General features: G+C 63.4%; 17 protein-coding genes, 1 pseudogene and 1 riboswitch. Of the genes and pseudogenes, 12 read left to right on the top strand and 6 right to left on the bottom strand.

Going from position 1 to position 18188, the window contains the following annotated elements; translation table 11 throughout:
• Positions 1-3 precede the first annotated feature (3 nt).
• A complete protein-coding gene (gene tkt / locus Q8M85_RS13285; protein ID WP_305545373.1) occupies positions 4-2025 on the bottom strand; it encodes a transketolase in 2022 nt (673 codons plus the stop codon).
• Positions 2026-2171: 146 nt separating this feature from the next.
• Between tkt and Q8M85_RS13280 the strand changes: the two genes are divergently transcribed.
• From Q8M85_RS13280 to Q8M85_RS13230, 11 genes and pseudogenes are all read left to right on the top strand, one after another.
• The gene (locus Q8M85_RS13280) at positions 2172-2942 is read left to right on the top strand and encodes a DeoR/GlpR family DNA-binding transcription regulator (RefSeq protein WP_305545370.1); all 771 of its coding nucleotides are present in this window, start codon (positions 2172-2174) and stop codon (positions 2940-2942) included.
• Positions 2939-3691, top strand: a complete 753-nt coding sequence (locus tag Q8M85_RS13275; protein ID WP_305545367.1) for a triose-phosphate isomerase — start codon at positions 2939-2941, stop codon at positions 3689-3691. Before Q8M85_RS13280 ends, Q8M85_RS13275 begins: the two co-directional genes overlap by 4 nt.
• Before the next feature lie 9 nt (positions 3692-3700).
• A complete protein-coding gene (locus Q8M85_RS13270) occupies positions 3701-4162 on the top strand; it encodes an RpiB/LacA/LacB family sugar-phosphate isomerase (protein ID WP_305545364.1) in 462 nt (153 codons plus the stop codon).
• A 9-nt stretch (positions 4163-4171) separates the two neighbouring features.
• On the top strand, positions 4172-5140 hold the full coding sequence (locus Q8M85_RS13265) for a class 1 fructose-bisphosphatase (protein ID WP_305545361.1): 969 nt from the start codon (positions 4172-4174) through the stop codon (positions 5138-5140).
• A gap of 8 nt (positions 5141-5148) precedes the next feature.
• On the top strand, positions 5149-6183 hold the full coding sequence (fba, locus tag Q8M85_RS13260; protein WP_305545358.1) for a class II fructose-bisphosphate aldolase: 1035 nt from the start codon (positions 5149-5151) through the stop codon (positions 6181-6183).
• Positions 6184-6227: 44 nt separating this feature from the next.
• Entirely contained in the window at positions 6228-7229 is a 1002-nt protein-coding gene (locus tag Q8M85_RS13255; RefSeq protein ID WP_305545356.1) for a dihydroxyacetone kinase subunit DhaK, read from the top strand.
• Between the two features lie 4 nt (positions 7230-7233).
• Entirely contained in the window at positions 7234-7845 is a 612-nt protein-coding gene (dhaL, locus tag Q8M85_RS13250) for a dihydroxyacetone kinase subunit DhaL (protein ID WP_305545353.1), read from the top strand.
• Between the two features lie 162 nt (positions 7846-8007).
• Positions 8008-8136, top strand: a riboswitch (FMN riboswitch).
• 66 nt (positions 8137-8202) lie between these two features.
• Positions 8203-8640, top strand: coding sequence for a 6,7-dimethyl-8-ribityllumazine synthase (locus tag Q8M85_RS13245; RefSeq protein ID WP_305545350.1), 438 nt, complete (start codon positions 8203-8205; stop codon positions 8638-8640).
• Positions 8641-9039: 399 nt separating this feature from the next.
• Positions 9040-10263 carry an ISKra4 family transposase gene (locus Q8M85_RS13240; protein WP_305545347.1) on the top strand — a complete coding sequence of 408 codons (1224 nt, stop codon included), beginning with the start codon at positions 9040-9042 and terminating at the stop codon, positions 10261-10263.
• A gap of 60 nt (positions 10264-10323) precedes the next feature.
• Entirely contained in the window at positions 10324-10485 is a 162-nt protein-coding gene (locus tag Q8M85_RS13235; protein WP_305545344.1) for a hypothetical protein, read from the top strand.
• A 127-nt stretch (positions 10486-10612) separates the two neighbouring features.
• Positions 10613-11814 (top strand): annotated as a pseudogene (locus Q8M85_RS13230) (Fic family protein).
• Between the two features lie 55 nt (positions 11815-11869).
• Here the strand turns inward: Q8M85_RS13230 and Q8M85_RS13225 are convergent.
• Positions 11870-13279, bottom strand: a complete 1410-nt coding sequence (locus Q8M85_RS13225; RefSeq protein WP_305545341.1) for an aldehyde dehydrogenase family protein — start codon at positions 13277-13279, stop codon at positions 11870-11872.
• Between the two features lie 136 nt (positions 13280-13415).
• Positions 13416-14819: an aspartate aminotransferase family protein gene (locus Q8M85_RS13220; protein ID WP_305545339.1), complete on the bottom strand. Its 1404-nt coding sequence runs from the start codon at positions 14817-14819 to the stop codon at positions 13416-13418.
• 125 nt (positions 14820-14944) lie between these two features.
• Between Q8M85_RS13220 and Q8M85_RS13215 the strand changes: the two genes are divergently transcribed.
• On the top strand, positions 14945-15406 hold the full coding sequence (locus tag Q8M85_RS13215; protein WP_305545336.1) for an Lrp/AsnC family transcriptional regulator: 462 nt from the start codon (positions 14945-14947) through the stop codon (positions 15404-15406).
• Here the strand turns inward: Q8M85_RS13215 and Q8M85_RS13210 are convergent.
• From Q8M85_RS13210 to ehuA, 3 genes are read right to left on the bottom strand one after another with little or no spacing between them, the layout of a single operon-like run.
• Positions 15403-16389: a cyclodeaminase gene (locus Q8M85_RS13210; RefSeq protein ID WP_267635534.1), complete on the bottom strand. Its 987-nt coding sequence runs from the start codon at positions 16387-16389 to the stop codon at positions 15403-15405. The genes Q8M85_RS13215 and Q8M85_RS13210 overlap by 4 nt on opposite strands.
• Positions 16379-17386 (bottom strand): hydroxyectoine utilization dehydratase EutB, encoded by a 1008-nt coding sequence (eutB, locus tag Q8M85_RS13205; protein ID WP_267635535.1) that lies wholly within the window; start codon positions 17384-17386, stop codon positions 16379-16381. Before eutB ends, Q8M85_RS13210 begins: the two co-directional genes overlap by 11 nt.
• On the bottom strand, positions 17376-18188 hold the full coding sequence (gene ehuA / locus Q8M85_RS13200) for an ectoine/hydroxyectoine ABC transporter ATP-binding protein EhuA (RefSeq protein WP_305545331.1): 813 nt from the start codon (positions 18186-18188) through the stop codon (positions 17376-17378). The genes eutB and ehuA overlap by 11 nt, the downstream gene beginning before the upstream one ends.

The raw sequence follows: 18188 nt of genomic DNA, 5'->3' as shown, positions 1-18188 counted from the left end.
CCGTCAGCCCACCAGCGCCTTCGCCCGGGCGACGATCGCCGCCTTGGTGATCCCGAACTCCTGATACAGCCGCTCGGCCGGGGCCGAGGCGCCGAAGCCCGGCATCCCGATCACGTCGGCCTCGGAGGCCACATAGCGCGTCCAGCCGAACTTGCCCGCCGCCTCGATGGCGATCCGGGGCGCGGTGCCCAGCACCTCGTCGCGGTAAGCTTGCGGCTGCGCATCGAACAGGTCCCAGGCGGGCATCGACACGACGGCCACGCCGTAACCTTCGGCATTCAGCGCCTCGGCCGCCTCGACCGCCAGCGCCACTTCGGTCCCGGTGGCGATCAACGTCACATCCCGCTCATGCTTGTACTGGCGGATCACGTAGGCACCTTTTGCTGTCAGGTTTTCCGCCCCAGCCTCCAGCCTCAGCTGCGGCACGTCCTGGCGGGAGAGTGCCATCAGCATCGGGCGTTTGCGGTTGCGGATCGCGATGTCCCAGGCCTCCAGCGTCTCGACCGTATCCGCCGGTCGCAGGACCGTCAGGCCGGGGATCGCGCGCAAGGACGCCAGATGCTCGACCGGCTGGTGGGTCGGTCCATCCTCTCCCAACCCGATCGAGTCATGCGTCATCACATAGACCGTCCCCACCCCCATCAGCGCCGAGAGACGGATCGCGTTGCGGCAATAGTCGCTGAACACCAGGAACGTCCCGCCATAGGGAATGAACCCGCCATGCAGGCAAAGGCCGTTCATCGCCGCCGCCATGCCGAATTCCCGCACGCCATAGCCGATATACCGGCCAGGGGCTTCACGTGTGTACTGGCTGTCCACCGCCTTGACCCGCGTCAGGTTCGACCCCGTCAGGTCCGCCGAGCCACCGATCATTTCGGGGACCGCCGCCGTCAGCGCCTCCAGCGCCATCTGGCTGGCCTTCCGCGTCGCGGCCTTCTTCGGCGCGGTGAAAAGCGCATTGCTTGCCTCGGCCAGCGCGGCCTCATAGCCGTCCGGCAGGTCGCCCGACAAGCGGCGCAGGAACTCCTCCCGGTCAGGGCGTGCGGCAAGCCGCGCCTCCCAGGCCTTGCGCGCATCGGACCCGCGCGCACCGATCCGACGCCATTCGGCCATCAGCTCCGCCGGGATCTCGAACGGCCCCGAGGTCCAGCCCAGCGCCGCCTTGGTCGCCGCCGCCTCCTCGGCCCCCAGCGGCGCCCCATGCACCGCATAGGTCCCCGCCTTGTTGGGCGAGCCGAACCCGATCACCGTCTTCATCGCGATCAGCGAAGGCTTCGCGGTTTCAGCCTTCGCCGCCGCAATCGCCGCCGTGAGCGCCGCGCCGTCATGCCCGTCGCAGGACTGCACATGCCAGCCGCAGGCCCGGAACCGCGCCACAATATCCTCCGAGAAGCTGACTGAGGTCGGCCCGTCGATGGTGATCGCATTGTCGTCGTAGAGAACGACGAGCTTCGACAGACCCAGATGCCCCGCCAGCGAGATTGCCTCCTGCCCGATGCCTTCCTGCAGGCAACCATCGCCCAGGAAGACATAGGTGTAGTGATCGACCAGGTCCGACCCGAACTCGGCCGCCAGCCGCCGTTCCGCCAGCGCCATGCCGACCGCCGTCGCCAGTCCCTGCCCCAGCGGGCCCGTCGTCGTCTCGATCCCCTTGGCATGGCCGTATTCCGGATGCCCCGCCGTTATCGCGCCCCACTGACGGAAGTTCTTCACCTGCTCCAGCGTCATGTCCTGATAACCGGTCAGGTGCAAAAGCGCATAGAGCATCATCGAGGCATGCCCGTTCGACAGCACGAACCGGTCGCGATCGGGCCAGTCGGGGTTCGCCGCATCGAACTTCAGTTGGTTGCGGTAAAGCGCGGTCACCGCGTCCGCCATGCCCATCGGCGCCCCGGGATGGCCGGACTTCGCGGCCTCGACCCCGTCAATCGCCAGTGCACGGATGCAGTTGGCAAGGGCGAAGTTCTGCGGGTCGAGTGCTGCCTTGGCGGCGATGTCGACAGTATTTCCGGCGGCCTGCGTCATGTCGGGGGTCCTCCTCTGCTGACCCGTTCGTAACGTTGTTTCTGTTACATCTCAACCCAAATCACATTTCAATGTAACAAAATCCCAAAAAATGCGTTGCCAGTGTGACGTTCCATGTTACAAGCGCAACAGGGATGGAGGGAATCGTGAAGCGCGAAGAACGCAGGCAGGCGATCATGGACCTTCTGGTCACGGCCCGCGCCGTCGACCTGGATGATTTGGCCGAAAGGTTCCAGGTGTCGAAGATGACCGTGCACCGCGACCTGGATGATCTGGAGCAGGCGGGTCTCTTGCGGAAGATTCGCGGCGGCGCGACGGTGGAATCAGGCACCCAGTTTGAAAGCGACTTCCGCATCCGCGCGATGCAGGATGCCGAAGCGAAAGCGCGGATGGCGCGCGCGGCGGCAGGCCTTGTCGAACCGGGCATGACCGTGATGGTCAATGACGGCTCAATGGCGGCTCTTCTCGCCTCGACGCTGGTCGAAAAGCGCCCGCTGACTGTGATCACCAACAACGCCGCCGTGCTGGATGTTTTGCGCAACGAAATCGGCATAACGCTCATCGCGCTCGGCGGCATCTACAGTGCCAAATACAACGCTTTCTTCGGCGTGGTGACCGAGGGCGCATTGTCGCGGCTGCGGGCGGACCTTGCCTTCATCTCCACCCCCGCAGTCGCGGGCTGCCGCGCCTTCCACATGGATGACGAGGTGGTGCGGACAAAGCGCGCGATGATGAACGCGGCGGCGCAGACCTGCCTCTTGATCAACCACAAACGCTTTGGCCGCTCCGCGCTGCATGTCCTGGCCGACCTCACCGAATTCGATGCCATCATCACCGATGCCGCCCCTGCACCAGAAGACCGCGCGGCGATGGACCGGGCGGGCATCAAGCTTACCATCGCAAGGAACGACGCATGACGCACTGGATCGGTACCAGTTGGAAGATGAACAAGACGCTGGCCGAGGCCCGTGCCTTTGCCGAGGGGCTTCTCGGGGCCGCCATCGACCCGCGCATCCAGCCCTTCGTCATCCCCCCCTTAACCGCGGTCCGCGAGGTCAAGGCGATGCTGGCGGCCACCCGCGTCAAGGTCGGCGCGCAGAACATGCATTGGGCGGATGAGGGCGCTTGGACGGGCGAGGTCTCGCCGGTGATGCTTAAGGACTGCGGGCTCGACATCGTCGAGCTTGGCCATTCCGAACGCCGCGAGCATTTCGGCGAGACGGACGAAACCGTGGGCCTCAAGGCCGAGGCCGCCGTCCGCCACGGGCTGATCCCGCTGATCTGCATTGGCGAGACGCTTGCCGAACGGCAGGCGGGCCGCGCGCCGGAGGTGCTGGAAACCCAGGTCCGGGGTGCGCTCTCAAAACTGACCGGGGCGCAGAAACAGGCTGACATCCTGCTGGCCTATGAGCCTGTCTGGGCCATCGGCGTGAACGGCATCCCGGCGACCAGCGACTATGCCGACGCGCGCCATGCCGAGATCATCGCTGTCGCGCAGGATGTGCTGAACCGCAAGGTCGCCTGCCTTTACGGCGGCTCGGTCAATCCGCAGAACTGTGAAGAGCTTATCCAATGCCCGCATGTCGACGGGCTTTTCATCGGGCGTTCGGCCTGGAATGTCGCGGGCTACCTCGACATCCTGGCGAAATGCGCCGCCAAACTGTGAGGGTATGACATGAAACTGGCAATCGCAGGCGATTCTGCGGGCGAAGGACTGGCCAAGGTGCTGGCCGAGCATCTGAAGACCAAGCACGAGGTGACCGAGGTCAGCCGCATCGGCGACGCGCTCGACCCCTTCTACGCGAACCTCTCGGACCGGGTGGCGAACGAGGTGAAGGCCGGAAAGTACGACCGCGCGATCCTCGTCTGCGGCACCGGCATCGGCGTCTGCATCGCGGCGAACAAGGTTCCGGGCATCCGCGCCGCGCTGACCCATGACACCTATTCCGCCGAACGCGCGGCCCTGTCGAACAACGCCCAGATCATCACCATGGGCGCGCGGGTGATCGGGACGGAGCTGGCCAAGGCCATTGCCGATGCCTGGCTGGCTGAAACGATGAACTTTGACGCCGCTGGCAAGTCGGCGGGCAACGTCAACGCCATCGACGACGTCGACGCCAAATACTCCAAACCTTGAGAGGTCCCCATGCTGCGGTTGCCGAATGACGGCGCGCCCACCGGCACGTCGCTAGAGGACTATTTGCCCGAAGGTGGCCCGTCAGAGATTGTCCGCGCCATCGCGCAGGCTGTCCCGCCGCTTGCTGCCCGTCTGGCCGAGGGGCGGATCTACGGCGACCCCACGGCCATTGTTGGGGTGAACGACAGCGGCGACCGGCAAAAGGCGCTGGACGTGGGCGCGCATGACCACATGCTTGCGGCCCTTCGTGCGGCCGGCGTTGGTCGCGTCCTGTCCGAGGAAGCCGATGCGGTCATCACCCTGAACCCCGGCGCCGCCTTCGACGTGGCGATCGATCCGATCGACGGCTCCGGCTCCATCGGCATCGGCGCGCCGCTCGGCCTTCTCTTTACAGTCCTTCCCGCCGCGCCAGAGGGCTTCCTGCGCACGGGCCGCAGCATCCGGGCCGCAGGCTACGCCTCCTTCGGCCATTCCTGCGACTTCGGCTTTTCCACTGGTAACGGGACCCACATCGCCACGCTCGACCCCTCACAGTCTCGCTTCCGCCTGACCCACGAAAACCTGCGCCTGCCGGAACAGGCCAAGACCATCGCCTACAACGCCTCGAACGAACGGCATTGGCATCCTGGCCTGCAAGCCTGGGCGCGCGACCTTCGCCTTGGCAAGGACGGCCCGCGCGGCCGCAACTTCAACATGCGCTGGCTTGCCGCCGCCGTGGGCGAATTGCACCGGATTCTGCTGCTGGGTGGCTGCTTCCTCTACCCGTCCGACCGCCGCAAGGGATACGAGAACGGCCGCCTGCGCACCCTTTACGAGGCCTGCCCCATCGCCTTTCTTGTCGAACAGGCCGGGGGTGCTGCGACGGACGGCCTGTCCCCGATCCTCGACCGACTGCCCGCCAGTCCTCACGAGAACACACCCCTGGTCTTCGGCTGCAAGGACGAAGTCGCCACCATCGCCCGCTATCTTTCGCAATAGGACATTCCATGGCCCGCATCACACTTCGCCAGCTTCTTGACCATGCCGCCGATCATTCCTACGGCGTGCCCGCCTTCAACATCTCGAACATGGAACAGGGGCTGGCGATCATGGCCGCCGCCAAGGCCTGCGACGCGCCGGTGATCCTGCAAGCCAGCCGTGGCGCCCGGGCCTATGCCGGTGACCGTGTGCTGGCCCGGCTGATCGACGGGCTGACCGAAATGTATCCCGACATCCCGGTCTGCATGCATCTCGACCACGGCAACAACCTTGCGACCTGCGCCACGGCGATCCAGAACGGTTTCACCTCCGTCATGATGGACGGCAGCCTGAAAGATGACGGCAAGACCCCTGCCGACTATGCCTACAACCGCGACATCACTGCCAGCGTGGTCCAGATGGCCCATGCCTGCGGCGTCTCGGTCGAAGGCGAACTGGGAGTTCTGGGCAGCTTGGAAACCGGGATGGGCGATCAGGAAGACGGCCACGGTGCGACCGAGAAACTGTCGCACGACCAGCTTCTGACCGACCCGGCCGAGGCCGAGCGGTTCGTGGCGGAAACCGGCGTGGACGCGCTGGCCATCGCCATGGGCACCAGTCACGGCGCCTACAAGTTCAACCGCAAACCCGACGGCGACATTCTGGTAATGCATGTGATTGAGGAAATCCATCACCGGCTGCCGAACACCCATTTGGTCATGCACGGATCGTCCAGCGTACCTGAGGATCTTCAGGCGATCATCAACAGCTATGGTGGTGACATCAGACCGACCTGGGGCGTCCCGGTCGAAGAGATCCAGCGCGGCATCCGATCGGGCGTGCGCAAGGTAAACATCGACACCGACAACCGCCTTGCAATGACCGCCGCGATCCGCAAGACACTGGCCGACGATCCGGCAGAGTTCGACCCGCGCAAATACCTCAAAGCGGCGATGGCGCTGATGCAGGACGTTGTCCGCCAGCGGTTCGAAGCCTTTGGGACCGCAGGTCACGCCAGCAAGATCCGCACGCTGCCGGTCGACGCGATGGCAAAACGCTACTGACGCCCGCAACAAGCGCCGCTAGACTTGCCGGGACGGAGGACGCCATGCTGACACAGAAGCTGATCAATGACGGCAACGCGGCGGTTGACGAGATGCTTTCCGGCATTCTGGCCGCGCATTCGGACCACCTTTGGCGACCCGATCACGCGCCCCGCGCCGTAATTGCGCGTCACGGGCCGCGTCCCGGCAAAGTGGCGCTGGTGATTGGCGGCGGTTCGGGGCACGAGCCGACGTTTCTGGGCTATGTCGGCAAGGGGCTGGCCGATGCCTGTGCCGTCGGCAACGTCTTCGCCTCGCCCCCGCCGCAACCCGCCGTCGATGCCGCCCTGGCTGCCAACGGCGGGGCGGGCGTGCTGTTCATGTATGGCAACTATGCGGGCGACGTCATGAACTTCGACATGGCCGCCGAACTGCTGGAGATGGAGGGCGTCGAGGCCCGGACGGTGCTGACCACCGATGACATCGCCTCCTCTCCCACCCGCGAAAAGCGCCGGGGCGTGGCCGGCAACGTGTTCATCTTCAAGGCTGCCGGGGCCGCCGCCGACCTGATGTTGCCATTGGACGAGGTCGAACGTATCGCCCGCCATGCCAACGCGCGCACCTTTACGATGGGCGTGGCGCTGTCGTCCTGTTCGCTGCCCCAGACCCGCCGCCCCAGTTTTGACCTGCCCATCGGAGAGATGGAGATCGGCATGGGCATCCACGGCGAACCCGGCGTCCGTCGCGGCCCGCTGCGCCCGGCCGATGACGTGGGCGACGAGATCATGGATGCACTTCTGACCGAAATGAACGCCGCAAGGGGGGACAAGGTGGCCGTACTGGTCAATTCCCTTGGCGCGACCCCGCTGATGGAGCTTTACATCCTGCACGCCCGCGTTGCACAGCGCCTGGCGCACGCGGGGCTGACGGTTCACAAGGCGCTTGTCGGCCTCTATTGCACCTCGCTGGACATGGCGGGCGCGTCCATCACGCTGATGCATCTGGATGACGAACTGATCCCGCTGATCGACCATCCCTGTGACTGTGCAATGTTTCGGCAAGGGTAGGGCAATGGACTTCACCACAACCGACCTCAGGGCGCTTTTTGCTGCATTTGCTGCCAAGATGGCTGCCGAACGCGACGCCCTTTGCGCGCTGGATGGCGCCATAGGTGACGGCGACCACGGCATCGCGATGGAGCAAGGCATGTCCGCCGCCGCAAAGGCCGCCGCCGAGACCGAGGGCACACTGCAGGACATCTGCAACGCCGCCGCTAAGGCCTTCCTCAATGCGATTGGTGCCTCGTCAGGCCCGCTTTACGCGACAGGCTTTCTGCGGGCGGGCAAGGCGCTTGGCCCCGTCAACGCGATCTTACGCGAAAACTTGCTGCAGATTGTCCCTGCCATCCGGGATGGCATCGTGCATCGCGGCAAGGCCGAGCCCGGACAGAAAACCATGCTGGACGCCTGGGATCCGGCGGCTGAAGCCGTCCTGTCGGGTGCCGACACCACCACCGTGTCCAATCGTGCAAATGAGGGAGCCAAGGCAACATCTGGCATGATCGCCCGGATGGGTCGGGCCGAGCGGCTGCAGGAACGCTCTCTTGGCCATCCCGACCCTGGCGCGATTTCAGCAGCAATGCTTATCAATATCATTGCATCAGCAGCCAGGACCAGGCCCTGAATTTCCAGAAGTTTCCAACGCAACCAAGGCGTCACAAGAGATCTGACAGGCGAAAAGCAGTGCCCAGCCCACGTTCAGAAAGCGGAAGTTCTGTCCTCGCACTGACACTGGTAGTTTTTGCAGGACGGGCCTTGCCGATTGACCCGAATGCGGCAATAACACTGACGTTCTCGGGGCGGGGTGAAATTCCCCACCGGCGGTGATAGCCCGCGAGCGCCTGCCTTTGGCGGGGTCAGCAGATCCGGTGAAACTCCGGGGCCGACGGTATAGTCCGGATGAAAGAGAACGGACGCAACGGTGCCTGCGCCGCTGCGTTCGGTATCGCCTTGGGACCATTCTGAACTCAGGAGGTTCCAAATGACCAAGACCATCGAAGTTGCCTTCATCAAGGCGCGTTGGCATGCCGATATCGTCGATCAGGCTCTGGTGGGCTTCGAGGCTGGCATGGCCGAGGCCGGCCAATCCGTGAATATCACGGCCCTAGATGTCCCCGGCGCTTTTGAAATGCCGCTCTTAGCCAAGAAGCTGGGCGAAAGCGGAAAGTATGATGCCATCGTGGCCGCCGCCCTGGTGGTCGACAGCGGCATCTATCGCCACGAATTTGTGGCTCAGGCGGTCGTGACTGGCCTCATGGACGCACAGCTTGCGACAGGCGTCCCGACTTTCTCGGTAAGCCTGACCCCGCACAAGTTCCACAGCACACCCGAGCATCACGCGTTCTTCTATGAACACTTCCGCAAGAAGGGTGCCGAGGCGGCGCATGCGGTCCGTATGGTCGCGGGGTTAGGACTCTAGATTTCATCGAAATCCGTGTCTGCCATGAGACACGGATTTCCTTGCAATGGACCAATTGAAGTCTTGGAACTCCTCTGAGCATGCGGTCGCAGGACTTCTTTTCTGATTTTGTGCCAATCGGCCAATTCAGACTGTCATTTCGCCGTTCATTCCATTTCCGCTCTTTAGGCTTGCCGCAATACTCGAAGTTGCGGGGTGGACTCACGCAAGAACCGGCTCAGTTGTCTCTTTCGACGGACCTCTTTCGTACATTCGGTGCTTAACAGCGCCGACTGGACCACTCAGATGGTCAGCATCCGGTACTCCGCCAGACCGTGACGGGACCGTTCAATTCTCTGGGGTGCATAACCTGTCGAACCGAGTTTTACTCACTGCGAACTATTGCAGTGGAGAAGCAGAATGCGCTGGAAAATCAGTATTGAAGGGTCCGACGAGATCACTCGCGGACAACGTTGCGAATTTGAAATCGAGAAGAACTTCGAGGATCTGGCCGACGGTAGCATTGGCCTTTCGATTGATGACGGCAAAGCGATTCTGGCATCGCTTCAACGGCACCTCGTCCAGCAGCAGAGCTCCCTCTATGCTCTGTTTCGACGTCATTGTCAGGGATGCGGCGGAACCCGGCCGATCAAGGATTACTCGACCATAACGATACAGACGGTCTACGGCGCTGTCACCGTGCCAAGCCCTCGGCTGTACCCATGCAGACAATGCATCCCCGGCGTCGACTTCACAATCACCCCTGTTTCCGAGCTCTGCCCAGATCGGGCAACGCCCGAACTGATGGCGCTGAACGCTAAGTTGGGCGCTATGATGCCCTACCGAACGGCGGCGGATGTTCTGGCTGAGTTTCTGCCAGAGCAGTCCCCGAAGAGCTTCACGACCCTTAGGCATCGCACCCTGGCAGTCGGGAGGCGTTTGGAAGAAAAAGATAAGCTGCGTATGTTCCATGAAAAGTTGGACACTCGGGAACGACGCCAAGGCGAACTGCCACTTCCAGGTGATCTTGAACGGGAATTCGTTCTCAGCATCGATACTGCACATATTCCGAAAGTTAGAGGGCGTGAAACCCGCAGTTTCGAAGCCGTCATTTGTCATGCGAGCCGGGGCGGAGTGGGAAGCAACGGCGGAACTCTGTTCGCGTTTTCGGGGACATCACGAACTAGAATGCGCGCAGAAGCGCTGCATGCGCTCACATATCTGGGGTATCAGGGCAAAGGTGAGATCACTGTGATCTCGGACGGTGCGGAATGCTTGAAGCGTCTGAAGACCGCGTTGCCACAGCCAGCAACGCACATCCTCGACTGGTTTCATATCGCCATGAAGCTGCGCCCGATTGAGCAGATTGCGGCCAGCGTGTCGCGGCGACCACCTCAAGATGCGCCCGACAACCTTGCTGAGACGGTCGAATCAGTCCGATGGCTACTGTGGAATGGCCAGACAGACCGGGCTCTTGATTTGATCAATCATCTCCTCCGCCTGTCTCAGTTGGAGGCCCTTGGCAGCACCACCTGCCACCTGTTCCGACCGGGCCTGATGAACCTGACAACCTACATCGAGCAAAATCGCAACTCGATTGCCAATTATGGAGAGAGGTACCGTGCCGGAAAGCGCATCGCCTAGACGTCAGCCGAAGCGAGCGTCAACAACCTTGTCGCCAGGCGAATGGTCAAAAAAAAGCAGATGCGCTGGACTGAAAAGGGCGCAAACCTGCTCTTTCAGGTTCGCGTTGCAATTACCAACGGCAACCTCAAAGACCGCCTCGCCTACCAATCGCCGAAACAGTCGAAGCTACCTGTCGTTTCTCACTTTGTACCAGTGCCGCTCTTCCGGCGCGCGGCGTGACCCCAGATAATTGAACGGTCCCACACCGGCAACGAAGGTCGGCAAGGCACATCGGCAGAATCTTGGAATTCTTGGCCGAAACTGATAGCAATCACTATAACTTCCTTAGGCGCAAGATCGGCAAGAAATGTTTGAGACACCCGGCCGGATCGAGCCTTGCTTCTTCGAGGAGCACATACCTGCCAGCCTGGCGGACCTCTCGGTCGAGATCCAGCGCGAAGCAGCAACCCTTGGTCAAGGTCTTCACCCGGATAGTGCGGCCGAGTTGGCGGATTTGGTCAGGGTGATGAACTGCTACTACTCGAACCTGATCGAGGGGCACAACACGCGCCCCCGCGACATTGAACGCGCCCTCGCCGGTGCCGAATTGGAGGCCGAGACGCGTCCCCTGGCACTGGAAGCCCGCGCCCATGTCATCGTCCAGCGGTCGATCGACAAGATGTACCGGGAGGGCACCCTACCCCGGCCAACGTCCGTCGCCTTCCTCACCTGGGTGCACAAGGCATTCTACGGTGAGATGCCCGACGAGTTCCGGCGCACCGAACACCCGGATGGGACTTGGGAGCCGATCATTCCGGGCCGAATGCGGCAGGAAGGCGATAGCGAAGTTGCCGTCGGGCGCCATCTTCCCCCCTCCTCGGGTCGGGTTGCCGCCTTCATGGGCCACTTCGACAAGCGATTTCAAATCGCGGCCCGCTCGGCGAGCGGACGGATCATCGCAATCGCCTCGGCCACCACCGGCTCAACTATATCCACCCTTTTCCCGACGGCAACGGGCGGGTCAGCCGCCTCATGTCTCATGCGATGGCACTCGAGGCTGGTATCGGTGGCCAGGGTCTATGGTCTATCTCACGCGGACTGGCGCGCGGGTTGGCGGACCGGGGCGAATACAAGCGCATGATGGACCTGGCCGACACACCCCGTCGCGGGGATCGCGATGGGCGGGGCAATCTGTCCGAGGCCGCCCTGTAGACCTATTGCGAATGGTTCCTGAAGGTGACGTTGGATCAGATCAACTTCTCGGCGAAGCTCTTCGACCTAGGCGGTCTGGAAAAGCGCTACCGGCGTCTGGTCGAAGACACCATCGACGACAAACGCGCGCCCGACCTGATTTCGGCGGTCCTTCGCTATGGCGCGCTGGAACGCGGCGAAGCGCAGATCGTGCTCAAGACATCCGAGCGCACGGCACGCAACACCCTGAGCAAGCTGACTGCGGCCGGCTATCTGTCATCCGCATCGCCGAAGACGCCCGTTCGCTTGGCGTTCCCTCTCGACTACCGGGAGCGTCTGTTCCCGAACCTGTTCGCTGACGGGAACCTGCCCGAGTGATGAAAGGACTACTATGCAGGCGAGATATAGAGGTGCTTCTAATGAAGCGCTGTGTTTAATACCGGTTGATGCACACGACTCGGGGCTGGGTCATTTCCTCGTAAGCAAATCGCACGCCTTCGCGGCCAAGACTGCCATACTTGAACCCGCCGAAAGGCATGGCGTCAAAGCGGTAGTCCGAGGAATCGTTCACCATCACCCCGCCGGCCTCGATACGGCTGGAAGCTTCCAGCGCAAGGTCGAGCCGCGAGGTGAATATCCCGGCATGCAGGCTGAAATCGACCGCGTTGGCCAAATCGATGGCCTGATCGAAACTGTCGAAGGGTTCCAGTGTCACTACGGGAGCAAAGGCCTCTTCGCACCAGAGCGCGACGTCATGCGGGACGGCTTCCAGGACCGTGGGGTGGTAAAGCGCGCCTGCGCGCCGATGACCGGCCAGCAGCCGCGCCCCGGCCTGCAGCGCGCGGTTGACTAGTCTTTCGGCACGCTCTGCCGCCGCCTCGGTTATCATCGGGCCGACATCGGTCGCCTCGTCCAGCGGGTTGCCGGCGCGCAAGGCTTCGGTCTGGGCGACAAATGCCGCGCGGAAGGCGTCGTAGACCGGACGCTCGATCAGGATGCGTTGGGTCCCGATGCAGTTCTGCCCCGCCGCCCAGAATGACCCCGATACGCAGGCCTCGACCGCCTGGCCCAACGCCGCGTCCGCCATGACGATGACGGGCGCATTGCCGCCAAGGTCCATCGCAAGCTTCTTCAGCCCTGCCTGACGCGAGATCGCCTCTCCTGTCCCGAAACCGCCGGTGAACGAGATCATGCGGATCGGTCGTGCCGCAACCAGCGCCTTGCCAAGGTCGGGTCCACCCACGACCGGCGTCACCACTTCGGTTGGCAGCCCGGCTTCAATCAGCACCTCCACAAGTGCCAGAGCCGACAGCGGCGCAAGTTCCGAAGGTTTCAGAATGATGGAATTCCCCCCGGCGATGGCTGGGCCAAGCTTGTGCGCCACCAGATTGAGCGGATCATTGAACGGGGTAATGGCGAGGATGATCCCCAGGGGCTCGCGCGTGAACCAGCCCATCCGGTTTTCCGAACCGGCATAGGCATCGAAGGGAATGACTTCGCCGGCCCCGCGCTTTGCCTCTTCGGCCGAGAGTTTCAGCGTATTGATGCAGCGTGCGACCTCTTTTCGGGCCTGACGAATTGTCTTGCCGGCCTCGGCGGTGATCTGGCACGCGAAGTTTTCAGCCCTTGCCTGAACCAGGGCTGCGGCGGTTTCGAGGATATGAGCGCGACGGTGACGTGGCAGCGCGCGCGCGATAGACTGCCCTTGGGCAGCCCGGGCCATGATCTCCGGCAGGTCTTCCGGACGTGCCACGGTCACCTGTCCAGTGACCGTCCCGTCAAAAGGGTTCATGACTTGGCAGGTGGCGGCTTCGGCCGAATTTGTGCTTAGCAGCGCGATCATCTGAGGCTGTCCTGTCGTCTGTAAGTCTGCGCGGCACAGCGCTCCAGCTGCGGCGAGACCGGCATTATGGCGGAAGTGGGCCGCGACAGGATCGGGTCGCGGCGCCTTTTGGTGATCCAGCGCGTCGGTTGCGTGGTCAGGCCACGGCCTTCTCGCGGGTCAACTGGTCCATCACCTCGCGCACGGCCGCTTCGGCGATGTCGATGATGGCGTCCACATCCTCGCGGGTCGTGACAAGCGGCGGGGCAAAGCCCAGAATGTCACCATGCGGCATGGCGCGGGCAATGAGGCCGCGCGCCCGTGCAGCGGCCGAGACCTTGGCTCCGACTTTCAGGGCCGGATCGAAACGCTGCTTCTTGTCCCGGTCAGCAACGAATTCGAGGGCTGCCATCAACCCGACGCCGCGCACTTCGCCGACGATGGGAAGCTGCGCAAAGACCTGCCGCAGACGGTCCTGGAAATAGGCGCCGGTGGTGCGGGCATTACCGGGCAGATCTTCGCGCTCGACAATATCCAGCACCGCATTGGCGCAGGCGACCCCGATGGGGTGACCAGAGTATGTGTAGCCGTGGCTGAAAGCGCCGACTTTGTCAGCCCCCTCTTCAATTACCTTGTAGACCTTTTCACCGATGATGGCCGCCGACAGCGGTACATAGGCCGAGGTCAGGCCCTTGGCGACGGTAATGAGGTCAGGCTCGATGTCGTATTTGGTGCAACCAAACAGCACGCCGGTGCGGCCAAAGCCCGTCACCACTTCGTCAGCGATCAAAAGCACATCATATTTGCGCAGCACCGCCTGAATGGCCGCCCAGTAGCCTGCGGGCGGCGGGGTGATGCCACCGGTGCCCAGAACCGGCTCGCCGATGAAGGCCCCCACGGTGTCGGGGCCCTCGCGCAGGATCATTGCCTCCAACTCGGCCGCGCGGCGGGCCGAGAACTGCTCTTCGCTTTCGCCGGGTTCCGCGCCCCAGTAATGGTGCGGCGCGCCGGTATGGCGGATCAGGCCCATCGGCAGATCCATATGGTCATGGTAAAAGCTCATCCCGGTCATCGAACCCGATACAACCGAGCAGCCATGATAGCCGCGGTCGCGCGAGATGATCTTCTTCTTGCCAGGCTTGCCGCGCAGGTTGTTGTAATACCACACAAGTTTCGCCTGGGTTTCGTTGGCATCCGACCCCGACATGCCATAGAACACCTTGCTCATCTTGCCCGGCGCCATGCGGACAAGCCGGTCGGAGAGAATGGCAAGCTGGTCCGTCGTATGCGCGGCGTAAGAGTGGTAATAGGCCAGTTGATGCGCCTGCTTGGAGATGGCATCGGCCACCTCGTCACGGCCGTAGCCGATGTTGACGCAGTAAAGCCCGGCGAAAGCGTCGATATAGCTGTTGCCCTTGGCGTCCTGAATGCGGATGCCCTTGCCGCCGGTGACAATGGTCGGATCGCCCGCCTTGCCGCTGGCATAGTCTTTCGCCTGGGTGAAGGGATGCAGCACGCTGGCACGGTCCATCTCGGCGATCTGGGAAAGGCTGTGATCCATCTGCGGCTCCTGAGGCAAGGGGTGAGGCACAGAATACTTGCTTGAGCCTGCGGTTTACGTCGTATTTCTGGTATTCCGCGCAGGAATCCTGCAATATTTCGGCAAATGGTACAGGAAGGCTGTGCATGACCCTTGATGCAATTGATCTGAAGATTCTCCGCGCCCTGCAAGAGAACAACCGCCAATCCAGCGAGGTTCTGGGCGAGATGGTCGGCCTGTCGCCGACCGCCTGTCAGCGTCGGATGAAGCGGCTGCGCGAGGACAAGGTGATCGAGGCGGATCTGTCCATCGTCTCGCCAAAGGCCATCGGGCGCGAGTTGACGACGCTGGTGCATGTCACGCTGGAGCGCGAGCGTGCCGATATCATCGACCGCTTCAAGGCGTCGATCCGCGCCACGCCGGAAATCATGACGGGCTATTACGTCACAGGGGACGCCGATTTCGTGCTGGTCGTGACGGCGCGGGACATGGAAGACTTCGAGCAGTTCACCCGGCGGTTCTTTTATGGCAACCCCGATATCCGGGGGTTCAAGACCATGGTGGTGATCGACCGGGTGAAGGCGGGGTTCGCGCTGCCGATAGGCTAGGCCTGCAGGATCGTGCCGGCCTGCGGGTGGCGGGCGCGGACATGAGTGGCGATGGCGGTATCCTGCACGCCGGTGCCGGTCAGATCGCAGATCGTGACATCCTGCGGGCTGTGGCGGCCAGGCCTTGCGCCGGTGATGACCTCGCCCAGTTCGGCCGGGCGGCCCTTGGTCCACAGACCGGCGGCCAGCGCCGCCTCCATCTCGCCCGAGACTTCGCACTGGCTTACCCGGTCGCAGACATAGGCATCGGCGGCGGCAAGGGCACGCGGGTCGATTTCATTCTTGCCCGACTGGTCCGAGCCCATGGCGGTGATATGCAGCCCCGGATGCAGCCATTCGGCGCGGATCAGCGGCGCGCGGGCGGGCGTCGTTGTGACCACAAGTTGCGAAGCCCGGACAAGGGTTTCCGCGCTGTCGACCGCCTGCGCCTGAACGCCAAGACGGGCGGCCAGATCATCGGCGCAGGCGCGGGCCTTTACCGGATCGCGGCCATGAACCAACAGGCGCTGGAAGGGCCGTACCAGATGGGCCGCCTGCATCTGCAGCCGCGCCTGGACCCCGGTGCCGATGACACCAGCCGTTTCGACCATTTCGGGTGCCAGATGGCGGGCGGCCACCGCGCCGGCTGCGGCGGTGCGGATGTCGGTCAGATAGCCATTGTCCAGAAACAGCGATTGCACCAGCCCGGTCTTGGCCGAGAACAGGATCATCAGCCCGTTCAGGCTGGGCAGGCCCAAGGCTGGGTTGTTGAAAAAGCCGGGGCTGACCTTGATCGCAAAGCCGTCAAAGCCGGGGATATAGGCGGTTTTCACATCCACCTCGCCATGCGCTGCGGGCAGGTCCATCGACAGGATCGGTGGCATCACCACCCCGCCCGATGCCAGCGCGGCAAAGGCGGCCTCGATCACGTCTACCGTGGTCAGGTCAAGCGCGACGATCCGGCGCAGTTCGGCCTCGGTGACGATCTGGATGTCATGCGCCATAGGGTCTGCCCTTCAGGAAAATGTCGCCGATCTGCAGGTCGCGCCCCGCGACGATATCGGCAAAGCTGGTCATGTCGGTGTTGCGCCCGGTCAGGATGGTTGCCGCAGGCCCACCAAGCCGCACGGCCCCCGTCATCACCGCCGCCAGTCCCACGACCGCGCTGCCCTCGGCCACCATGCGGTCATGGAAGAACAGCGCCTGCATGGCGTCGCGGATTGCCACCTCGTCCACAAGCACAACCTCGTCCAGAAGATCGCGGCAGAGCGCCAAGGTCAGCCGGTTCTGCAACCCGATCCCACCGCCCAGACTGTCGGCCAGCGACGGGTATTCCGTCACCGCCACCGGATGACCCGCTGCAATGGACGCCTGCATCGCCGCGCCGCGTTCCATCGAGATGCCGATGACGCGCAGGCCGGGCTTGATCGCCTTGGCGGCCAGCGCCACCCCGGCGGCAAGGCCCCCGCCTGACAGCGGTAGAAGCAGCGTGGACAGGTCAGGCCGGGCGGCCAGAAGTTCCAGCCCGATGGTCCCCTGCCCGGCGATGACACGGGCATCGTCAAAGGGCGGGATTTCCACCAGCCCCTCGGTCGCCACAAGCGCCCGGCTTTCTTTGGCGGCATCGTCCTGTGACCGGCCGATGATCCGCACCTCGGCCCCAAGGGCGCGGATGCCCGCGACCTTGGCGGCAGGCACAAGCGCCGACATGCAGACCACGGCACGCAGGCCCATCTCGCGGGCGGCATAGGCGATGGCGCGACCGTGGTTGCCGGTGGAACAGCACACCACCCCCGGCGCGTCGGGCGGCAGGGCGGCCAGCGCAGTCAGCGCCCCTCGCAGCTTGAACGCGCCCATCGGTTGCGTGGTTTCAAGCTTGAGCAGCATCTCTTGCCCCAGGCCGGGGATTTGCGACGGCACCAGCGGTGTGCCGTCGGCCCGGCCCCGGATCACCTTGGCCGCAGCCAGCACATCGGCCAGCGTCAGCGGCTTAATCGGCATCCTTGACCGCCCGCAGGAATTGCTGCGTCCGTTCCCGCTGCGGGTTGGTGAAGAACTGCTCGGGTGCGGCCTGTTCCTCGATCCGACCCTTGTAGAAGAAACAGATCCGGTCCGAGATGTCGCGGGCAAAGCCCATCTGGTGTGTGACCATCAGCATGGTCAGATCATGTTCGGCCACCAGCTTGCGAATGACCTGCGTCACCTCGCCGATCACCTCGGGGTCAAGCGCCGAGGTCACCTCGTCAAACAGCATGATGCGCGGCCGCATCGCCAGTGCGCGGGCAATCGCCACGCGCTGCTGCTGACCCCCGGACAGGCGCGAGGGGTGCTGGTCCTTCTTGTCGATCATGCCGACCATCGCCAGAAGTTCCTCGGCCCGTGCCCGCGCCTCGGCCTTGGGCAGGCCCAGCACCTGCACCGGACCTTCCATGCAGTTCTGCAGCGCGGTCATGTGCGGAAACAGGTTGAAATGCTGGAAACACATGCCGATCGAGGCCCGCATCCGCCGCAGATGCGCCTCGTCTGCGGGGACCAGACGCCCGTTTCGGACCATGTGGGTCAGGGGCTTGCCATCGACATAGATCACGCCGTCATTGATCGTCTCCAGCGTCATCAGCATGCGCAGGACCGTGGTCTTGCCCGAACCCGACGGACCGATCACCGACACCATCTCGCCTCGCTGGATGTCCAGGTTCAGGCTGTCCAGCACGACCAGCGAGCCATAGCTTTTGGTCACGTTCATGAAGCGCACCATCGGGCGGTCGCTTTCGGGCAGTTCCAAGGGATAGGCGGACAGATCCAT

It is taken from the genome of Tabrizicola sp. (assembly GCF_030694085.1).
GTDB lineage: Bacteria > Pseudomonadota > Alphaproteobacteria > Rhodobacterales > Rhodobacteraceae > Tabrizicola.
Note: the sequence above shows the minus strand (reverse complement) of the source record. Positions and strands in the feature narration are given on the sequence as shown.

What these genes read in the sequence shown, in the direction of transcription:
- tkt (WP_305545373.1), bottom strand. Translation starts at nt 2,025, where the DNA reads ATGACGCAGGCCGCCGGAAATACTGTCGACATCGCCGCCAAGGCAGCA.
- Q8M85_RS13275 (WP_305545367.1), top strand. Translation starts at nt 2,939, where the DNA reads ATGACGCACTGGATCGGTACCAGTTGGAAGATGAACAAGACGCTGGCC.
- Q8M85_RS13270 (WP_305545364.1), top strand. Translation starts at nt 3,701, where the DNA reads ATGAAACTGGCAATCGCAGGCGATTCTGCGGGCGAAGGACTGGCCAAG.
- Q8M85_RS13265 (WP_305545361.1), top strand. Translation starts at nt 4,172, where the DNA reads ATGCTGCGGTTGCCGAATGACGGCGCGCCCACCGGCACGTCGCTAGAG.
- fba (WP_305545358.1), top strand. Translation starts at nt 5,149, where the DNA reads ATGGCCCGCATCACACTTCGCCAGCTTCTTGACCATGCCGCCGATCAT.
- Q8M85_RS13255 (WP_305545356.1), top strand. Translation starts at nt 6,228, where the DNA reads ATGCTGACACAGAAGCTGATCAATGACGGCAACGCGGCGGTTGACGAG.
- dhaL (WP_305545353.1), top strand. Translation starts at nt 7,234, where the DNA reads ATGGACTTCACCACAACCGACCTCAGGGCGCTTTTTGCTGCATTTGCT.
- Q8M85_RS13245 (WP_305545350.1), top strand. Translation starts at nt 8,203, where the DNA reads ATGACCAAGACCATCGAAGTTGCCTTCATCAAGGCGCGTTGGCATGCC.
- Q8M85_RS13240 (WP_305545347.1), top strand. Translation starts at nt 9,040, where the DNA reads ATGCGCTGGAAAATCAGTATTGAAGGGTCCGACGAGATCACTCGCGGA.
- Q8M85_RS13235 (WP_305545344.1), top strand. Translation starts at nt 10,324, where the DNA reads ATGCGCTGGACTGAAAAGGGCGCAAACCTGCTCTTTCAGGTTCGCGTT.
- Q8M85_RS13225 (WP_305545341.1), bottom strand. Translation starts at nt 13,279, where the DNA reads ATGATCGCGCTGCTAAGCACAAATTCGGCCGAAGCCGCCACCTGCCAA.
- Q8M85_RS13220 (WP_305545339.1), bottom strand. Translation starts at nt 14,819, where the DNA reads ATGGATCACAGCCTTTCCCAGATCGCCGAGATGGACCGTGCCAGCGTG.
- Q8M85_RS13215 (WP_305545336.1), top strand. Translation starts at nt 14,945, where the DNA reads ATGACCCTTGATGCAATTGATCTGAAGATTCTCCGCGCCCTGCAAGAG.
- Q8M85_RS13210 (WP_267635534.1), bottom strand. Translation starts at nt 16,389, where the DNA reads ATGGCGCATGACATCCAGATCGTCACCGAGGCCGAACTGCGCCGGATC.
- eutB (WP_267635535.1), bottom strand. Translation starts at nt 17,386, where the DNA reads ATGCCGATTAAGCCGCTGACGCTGGCCGATGTGCTGGCTGCGGCCAAG.
- ehuA (WP_305545331.1), bottom strand. Translation starts at nt 18,188, where the DNA reads ATGGATCTGTCCGCCTATCCCTTGGAACTGCCCGAAAGCGACCGCCCG.